Raw genomic sequence first — 7,603 nt, 5'->3', positions numbered from 1 at the left:
TCAATCCTTATCTGGCAAGAGATTTAATTGATTAGTTCGCTCCAGATCGCAAACAATTGACAAAAATTGCGGCAATGTCTGTCTCTATAAAGGTTTCATTCCTTATAACCCCGTCCATTGCATAAGACAAACCGAAGAACCATAATCTCCAGATATTCAGTAATCTGATCGAATCTTTAGCGACGACGGGGTTACTCTGTTTCGGTGCCTATCTAGTGATTCAAAATCAATTATCGATCGGACAATTGATCGCCTTTAATATGCTTTTTGCCCAGATCATCGCGCCTTTTCAACGCTTAACCGTTCTCTGGACGCAATTTCAAGAAGTCAATATCGCCGTCGAGCGCATTAACGATGTACTAGACGCAAAGCCGGAGGAGAATTTAGAGGAACTTTCCCGTCAGTTTCTCCCAGAATTACAGGGACATATTCGCTTTGAAAATGTCACCTTTCGCTACCACACCGACAGCGATCAGAATGTTTTAGAAAACCTCAGTTTTGAAATTTTACCCGGTCAAACCGTTGCCATCGTCGGTCGGAGCGGTTCGGGAAAAACCACGATCTCGAAATTGCTGATCGGCCTCTATCCCCCCACCGAGGGGAAAATCTCGATCGACGGTTACGATCTGAGTACGATCGCCCTCAGTTCCCTCCGGCAACAGGTGGGAGTCGTCGATCAGGATACCTTTCTCTTCGGTTCCACGATTCGGGAAAATATCAGTTTAGGTCATCCCGATCGCCCCCTAGAAAATGTGGTGGTCGCGGCGAAATTAGCGGGAATTCATGACTTTATTCAATCACTGCCGATGGGGTACGAAACCCAGATCGGCGAGGGTGGAGGGCTACTTTCCGGGGGACAGAGACAACGGATCGCCATCGCTCGATCGTTGATGGGAGAGCCGCGGTTATTAATCCTCGATGAAGCCACTTCCCACCTCGATACCGAATCGGAACGGATTATTCAAACAAATCTCCAGAAAATTCGGCAGAATCGCACCATGGTGATTATCGCCCATCGCCTCTCTACGGTGCGGAACGCGGATTGTATTCTCGTTCTCGATCGAGGGGTATTAGTCGATAGTGGAACCCACGAAGAATTAATGGCCAGACCTGGAATTTACCGTAATTTGAACTCTAATCAATTGAGTGAATAACTATGACAACCAATCTAGACAGAGAGCGCGATAACTGGTCTTTCCATACCAAAGAATTGATCGATACTTTACCCCTACCCTGGACGCGTGGTTTACTCTATTTTCTGATTATTTTCGTCTCGATCATTCTCCCCTGGGCGATATTCTCAAAAGTCGATGAAACCGGTGTCGGACCAGGAAAACTGGAACCCCAAGGAGAAACAGTCAAAATCGATGCTATCGCGACGGGAAAAGTGGAAAAAATCTATGTCCGTGAAGGCCAAGAGGTGAAAGCAGGACAACCGATTTTAACCCTAGATTCCTCATTAATCGGCAAGGAAATACAACAAATTGAGGAGAAAATAGAAGGACAAAAAAGCCGTCTTTCCCAACAGAAACTTGTCAAAAGTCAGTTAGAGATTTCTTTAACCACCCAAAGCCAACAAAATCGCGCGGCAGCAGCGGAAAAAGAAGCCTCGATCGAACAAGCGCGGGAGAATGTGGACGCATTAATCAAGAAGGCCAAAATATCCCTAGAAGAACAACAAGCGCGAGTCAATCAAGCGAAAACCGCCCTCGCACAAAGTCAGACTGATTATCCGATTCTCAAAAGTCGTTATGAAACGGCTTTAAAAGAAGTCGATCGCTACCGAAAAGCGTGGGAGGATGGCGCGATATCGGAGGTACAATTCATCGAACGCGAGGACAATGCCAAGGAGCGCCAACAACTCTACGAGCGTGGAAAAGCGGAGGTAAAAGAAAATCAACATAAACTAGCGGAATTAAAAAGTGCCTACCGTCAGACGAGTCAACAAACGAGCGCCGATATCGCCCAAGCGCGTCTGCAATTACAGGAGCGGCAGCGGGGTTATCAAAGTCTCCGCCATTCCAACGAGTTGGCACTCTTAAGGGTACAGGAGCAGATTAACAATCTAGACACGGAGATCGCAACACTGGCATCGGAAATCGCCCAAAGCGAGAGCCAACGGCAAGCGCTCCAAATCCAACTAAGTCAGAGGGTTTTAAAGGCGAATACCGACGGCACAATCTTTTCATTACCGATTAAACGCGCGGGTGCGGTGGTGCAGTCGGGAACGCGGGTTGCGGAGATAGCACCGAAAGGATCGCGGTTTATTCTCAAGGCAGAAATGCCCACGGATCAAAGTCAATTTCTCCGCGCCGGTATGCCGATAAAAGTCAAGTTCGATGCCTATCCTTTTCAGGATTACGGCATTATCGGCGGCAAGATCACCAAGAAATCACCGACAGCACTCGAAAAGGAAACGCCAAACGGAAAAATTAACGTTTTCGAGCTAGAAATTCAACTCGATCGCTCCTGTATTCAAAAGGGAAATCAATGTATTCCCCTCAATCCGGGAGATACGGCTACCGCAGAAGCGATCGTCCGTCAGCGTCGGGTGATCGATTACATCCTCGATCCCTTTAAGGATCTACAAAAAGATGGGTTAAAACTGTAGTTTTTTTCAGGAGTCATTATGTCCCATAGTATCACCATCACCAATCAAGACCTTATCCAACAGCTTAAGCTATCGGGGAAAGTCCCCGAAATGGTCGAGGGAATTATCGCTCGGAAAATCATCACCGAAACCGCCACGGCAGCGGGGATTAAAAACACGACTGACGAGTTACAACAGGCGGTCGATCAATTCCGTCTCGCCAAAGAATTACATAACGCCAAAGATACATGGAATTGGTTGCAAAAACAGGGCTTATCCCTAGACGATTTCGAGGCGATCGTTCAATTCAATTTACTATCGGGTAAATTAGCCGAACATCTTTTCGCAGACAAAATTGAATCCTATTTTGTGGAACACCAGCTAGATTATACTGGCGCGGTGATCTATGAGGTAGTGTTAGCAGATCAGGCGATGGCGGAGGAGTTGTATGAATCAATTCAGGAGGAGGAAATCAGCTTTCAGGAAGTAGCGCATCGCTATATCGAGGATGTGGAATTACGACGCAAGGGGGGTTATCGCGGTACTGTTTACCGTAAGGATTTACGACCGAATCTTTCGTCCGCAATTTTCGCATCGGATTCTTCTCGATTGTTGAAACCGCTGCAAGGCGATCGGGGTTTTCACCTGATTTTTGTCGAGGAAATCCTTAAACCAAAATTAACCGAGGAGTTGGCTCTGAAAATCGGTGTTGATTTGTTTAACGGCTGGGTAAAGGAGAAGATTCAAGAGATAGAATACGAGTTTAGTAATTAATCGTGAACGGGGTGGGCATTGCTCACCCCGCAAACATAGTAAGGGAAGATAAGAGTTATGGAATGTGTGATCTGTAAACACGGTAACAAAACCCGATCGGGTTTTGTTACCGTTACTTTAGAGAGAGATAATTGTATCGTGATTTTAAAACAAGTCCCTGCGGATATCTGTCAGAATTGCGGGGAGTATTATCTAAGCGAGTCGGTCACTGCGGAAGTTTTACAGAATGCTGATCGCCTATTTTGTAGGTTGGGTTGAAGCATGAAACCCAACATCATCCCCCTATTATTCTTCATGTTTTGTGTTGGGTTGCACTTCGTTTAACCCAACCTACGGATTATTTTACTATAAAATTAATACAATATGGATTAATAAAATACCAATAATCCGATTATTCTTGAGTGAGCTTATTCAGCATAAAAACCAACAAAGCGATTTTTAATACATACACTTTTAAAAATTCCTGAATCTATTCATTAACAGAATTCCCAGTTAATAAAAAAAATAAATAGTGCTTGCTGAATAATGATAAAACCCTTTTAAAATAAGGCTTTTGACCTGTTAAAGTCTGATGTTAGTGCTGCGAAAATAGGATTGTGACCTTCAAAAACTTGGCATTATCCTTCTTGTGGTACGCAAGCTAGTACAAAAAGGAGGGCAACAAAGCCTGAAACGACCGACGACCGGCTACTGAATCCTGACTCCTAACCCCATCAACAAACTTTTTGCCGCAAACCCTAAATAACTCAATTCAGTTAGCTTGGTTGGTTATCTTTGCTTCCAACAAGACAGGTTCAGAGTTTTTTGTACATAAATTACTTATTTTTGTTTCTTTAAATAGCTTGGAAGCCCGTTGTTTAATCGGTTTTGATGATGTTTTTGCAAAAAATAGTCTTTCAAAAAGAACATAAATAACTAAATTATGTTCTTTTTGTTCGATTTTGATAGTTGATCTGGTGTTGAAAAATTGTTATGGTTTTCTTGAATCAATAATTTGATTCATTCATTTAGCGAAAATTTGGAGAATACATCTCATGGCTAACATCAAAATCAACGAGATCAAAAACACGGTGACTAACGAAATTATCGAGCTTCGCGCGATGCCGCTAACGACAGTCCAGAAAGTATCACCGCTTTTAAAACCTTACGTCAAGTGGTAGGCGGTTGTTGTCGTTGGCGTGTCGTAATCGTATGATTAAGTAAGTGTAACTGATTGATAAAATACAGAGATAAATCAGTATTTTATCTTTTCCTTCTCCTAGTTTCCACGGTAGTTCAGCAAAACAAGATACTCCGTTGACTATCGTGGAAATACCAACCAGATAAAGATCGCATTTCTTGAGAATATGTATGCTATTTTTAAACGATTTTCCGATCACTTGGAGCCATCGTCCTTATTTCGATCTTAGTCCCTATCAATCTGGCGCTTGGCATATTCAGGGAATTGACTATAGTTATCGAAATCTTGTCTCCGAAGTGCGAGATACTAATACGTCGTCCGTGAACCCGGTTACTCTCATTCACCCTGCTTCTTTTCGAGAGCAATTGATTCGAGAGACCGGTCTTTTTCAATACTCAATTAACGATCCTCTCACCCTCCCCGATGAGTTGAGAACCGAACGTTGGAGAGTTCTTTGCGAGCATTTAGAGCATTATCGTGAGCTTTCACCCGCTACTCAACTGAAAACAATTAATTTATTATCGAGTTTATGCTTTCATGAAACGATTATTAGCTATATTCCTGCAATTACCGATGAAAACATTGGGAGAGACCCCACGTTCGCTAGATTAGCTTACAGCCTGGCGATGTCTAAAATCCTCTGTCAAGAAAGTATCAGTACATCAGAAAATCTCGAAGATTTTCAACGAATCGTTCAATACGCTTCTAAAGAAAGCCTGGAGGTTTTCGGGGCGGCCGTAGAACTAATCGCTTTACACGCTACTGTATTTCGAGATATAGCGGCGGTCGCCCATTGGCGAGAAGTAGCGAAAGAGGCACTCTATCACTTCGAACCTTCCCTTGATCGTTTCGAGTTTAAACGTTTAACCAGTGTTTTCCAGCGTGCGGCTGTTTTCGCTCCACTTCTGCGGGGTGAACGGCAAACGGTTATCCGTGAAATGGATCTCTGTCAATCCCTAGCGGAAGAACTAACCCGCGAGTGTAAAAACGACACCGAGAGAATTGCCGCCCATGAAAATCTGACGACGGTTTTTGAGAGTCGAACGAAAGAAGCTCTCTGGTTGGGTGATATCGATCTCGCCGAAGAGAGAGCGAAGAAGATGGTGGCGATGGAACCTCTTTACTCTCGTTATCGCCTGCAACTGGGGGAAATTTTACTGAAACAAAATAAATTTGAAGAAGCGGCGAAAATCTATCGTTCTGCCACTAGACTCGGCCCGCCCGGAATGGCGATCGCTTGGTTTATGGCAGGCCAATGTCACGAACGATTAGGAGAGATAGACATCGCCTGTGATTGCTATCTAGCTTCCCTACAGATGGATGAATTAGCTATCTCCGCCGTGGAGAAAATTAACAAATTGGCCCCCCGGCTAGGTAACTCGATGCTGACCGATTGGAGTACCATGCGTCTAGAACAATTACAGGAACAACAGGGAGGTATGGTCTCTAAAACGAAAACTTCCTATATTCCTGAAGCCGCTTCTGCACTGAAATTAGCGGGTGAACGCGAACTTTCTCAAATTTAACTCAAGGCGATCGCCGATCTGGTAGGTTGGGTTGACGCAAGGAAACCCAACAATTGCCCTAAAACTTACCGAAAACTCAATTAGGCAAAATCGTCTTACCACAGAAGTGATGCAAGAAACTCAGATAGAGTTTGTTCGCTCCTATATTGATGTGGGTGAGTGTGGACTGACCCTGCTAAATAGACCTCTCCAATAATTGTCAAAATAAGAGATGAAGCCCTGACTAAGAGCTTATCAAAAATCTTTTCTGGAGAGGTATAATAGTGAAGAATCAACAGTTGGTAGCTACTAAGGCTGTTGATGAAGTGGATGATGTGACTAATGTGAATGACCCATATAATATTGCCAAACAAGGGGGTAAGCACTCTGGATTCTATAACGAATATGCCAAAAAGCCAGACTCTCAAATCCGAAAAGGAATTGAATCTATAAACAAGCAAATTTCTGAACATCAAAAAAAGATTGAAGCTCCCCAAAAATTTATACCTGATTTTGATAATCTTGATCCTAGACAGCAAAAAGCTCTTCCCGATAAATGGCAAAGTGGCATAAATCGGCAGAGCGAGCAAAAGACTATACTAGAAAGCCTACTCAAGGAGAGAGGGCTATGAACACAGAATCTGTTAACTTTATCAAAGATCATGCACTTATTCTCAAAGAAAAGTACAATGAATCCCTCGCAAAAATTAACGAAGCTGACATAAAAGGAGAGGACTCTTCTTTCTATAAAGGACAAAGCCTTGCTTATTATGATGCTCTTGATTTGATCAAGTCTCAGGTAGAAGCATTTGGTTACAACTCGAAGGAAGTCAACCTGGTTGTTCCTGAATTTGGCAAACAAGCAACTTAGCTATTAAGGTATCAGGTGCGATGCCGAAGGCATACGCCTATCTTGCAAGATTGGATTGACAACGGAAACCCAACATCATCTCCCTATTCAGGGTGAGAGCATCTCAAACGCTATTGACAATTGGCCAATTTTGTGATCCGCATGGGCATTTCAAGTGATACCAGTCAATCAGAATAGTTACGAAATCGACCCATTTGGTCAATTTTTGCTTAACAATTGAGATGGCCAATTCTCCTCAAATATGCCTGAATCGCTCTCTGGGTAAGCAACTCACATAAAGTTCATTTTGTCAAGGATTGTTAAGATGCGCTTACCCTGGTCAAACTCGACGCAATCACCGCAGGAGAAGTGGAAAAAATCTATGTCCGTGAAGGCCAAGAGGTGAAAGCAGGACAACCGATTTTAACCCTAGATTCTCTATTAATCGGCAAGGAAATACAACAAATCGAGGAGAGAATAGAAGGACAAAAAAGCCGTCTTTCCCAACAGAAACTTGTCAAAAGTCAGTTAGAGATTTCGGTAATGATTTGGGTAATGATTTGATCCCACATTCCGCACCCTCAACTGTCACATAAGCTATCCCCCTCCAGAGACTTGAGTAAAAATACTTAGCTGGTGAAGGTTTTCTCGGCACCAGCTAGGGGGGTCTTGAAACCCCTAATTAGGGTCTGCTGAAAAAGTTT

General features: G+C 43.4%; 8 protein-coding genes and 1 pseudogene. All 9 read left to right on the top strand.

What is annotated here, in order from left to right; genetic code table 11:
• Positions 1-140 precede the first annotated feature (140 nt).
• Positions 141-1,154: pseudogene (locus IM507_RS00800) on the top strand (peptidase domain-containing ABC transporter); the annotation flags it as partial.
• A gap of 2 nt (positions 1,155-1,156) precedes the next feature.
• Positions 1,157-2,611 (top strand): putative HlyD family type I secretion protein, encoded by a 1,455-nt coding sequence (locus IM507_RS00795; RefSeq protein ID WP_287636321.1) that lies wholly within the window; start codon positions 1,157-1,159, stop codon positions 2,609-2,611.
• 18 nt (positions 2,612-2,629) lie between these two features.
• On the top strand, positions 2,630-3,364 hold the full coding sequence (locus tag IM507_RS00790) for a foldase protein PrsA (RefSeq protein WP_123229852.1): 735 nt from the start codon (positions 2,630-2,632) through the stop codon (positions 3,362-3,364).
• Between the two features lie 57 nt (positions 3,365-3,421).
• Positions 3,422-3,622, top strand: coding sequence for a type II toxin-antitoxin system MqsA family antitoxin (locus tag IM507_RS00785; protein ID WP_123229853.1), 201 nt, complete (start codon positions 3,422-3,424; stop codon positions 3,620-3,622).
• A gap of 467 nt (positions 3,623-4,089) precedes the next feature.
• Positions 4,090-4,275: a hypothetical protein gene (locus IM507_RS00780; RefSeq protein WP_123229854.1), complete on the top strand. Its 186-nt coding sequence runs from the start codon at positions 4,090-4,092 to the stop codon at positions 4,273-4,275.
• 439 nt (positions 4,276-4,714) lie between these two features.
• Positions 4,715-6,070 carry a tetratricopeptide repeat protein gene (locus IM507_RS00775; protein ID WP_123229855.1) on the top strand — a complete coding sequence of 452 codons (1,356 nt, stop codon included), beginning with the start codon at positions 4,715-4,717 and terminating at the stop codon, positions 6,068-6,070.
• 263 nt (positions 6,071-6,333) lie between these two features.
• Positions 6,334-6,681, top strand: coding sequence for a hypothetical protein (locus tag IM507_RS00770; RefSeq protein ID WP_002737363.1), 348 nt, complete (start codon positions 6,334-6,336; stop codon positions 6,679-6,681).
• A complete protein-coding gene (locus IM507_RS00765) occupies positions 6,678-6,920 on the top strand; it encodes a hypothetical protein (protein WP_002737863.1) in 243 nt (80 codons plus the stop codon). Before IM507_RS00770 ends, IM507_RS00765 begins: the two co-directional genes overlap by 4 nt.
• 348 nt (positions 6,921-7,268) lie before the next feature.
• Entirely contained in the window at positions 7,269-7,463 is a 195-nt protein-coding gene (locus IM507_RS00760; protein WP_069475493.1) for a biotin/lipoyl-binding protein, read from the top strand.
• The last annotated feature ends 140 nt before the right edge of the window (positions 7,464-7,603 follow it).

Source organism: Microcystis sp. M20BS1 (genome assembly GCF_020245305.1).
GTDB lineage: Bacteria > Cyanobacteriota > Cyanobacteriia > Cyanobacteriales > Microcystaceae > Microcystis > Microcystis ichthyoblabe_A.
The sequence above is the reverse complement of the archived record's forward strand: the minus strand, read 5'-3'. Positions and strand labels throughout refer to the sequence as shown.

Excerpts from the sequence above, each read along its gene's own strand:
- IM507_RS00790 (WP_123229852.1), top strand. The coding sequence starts at position 2,630 with ATGTCCCATAGTATCACCATCACCAATCAAGACCTTATCCAACAGCTT.
- IM507_RS00785 (WP_123229853.1), top strand. The coding sequence starts at position 3,422 with ATGGAATGTGTGATCTGTAAACACGGTAACAAAACCCGATCGGGTTTT.
- IM507_RS00775 (WP_123229855.1), top strand. The coding sequence starts at position 4,715 with ATGCTATTTTTAAACGATTTTCCGATCACTTGGAGCCATCGTCCTTAT.
- IM507_RS00795 (WP_287636321.1), top strand. The coding sequence starts at position 1,157 with ATGACAACCAATCTAGACAGAGAGCGCGATAACTGGTCTTTCCATACC.
- IM507_RS00765 (WP_002737863.1), top strand. The coding sequence starts at position 6,678 with ATGAACACAGAATCTGTTAACTTTATCAAAGATCATGCACTTATTCTC.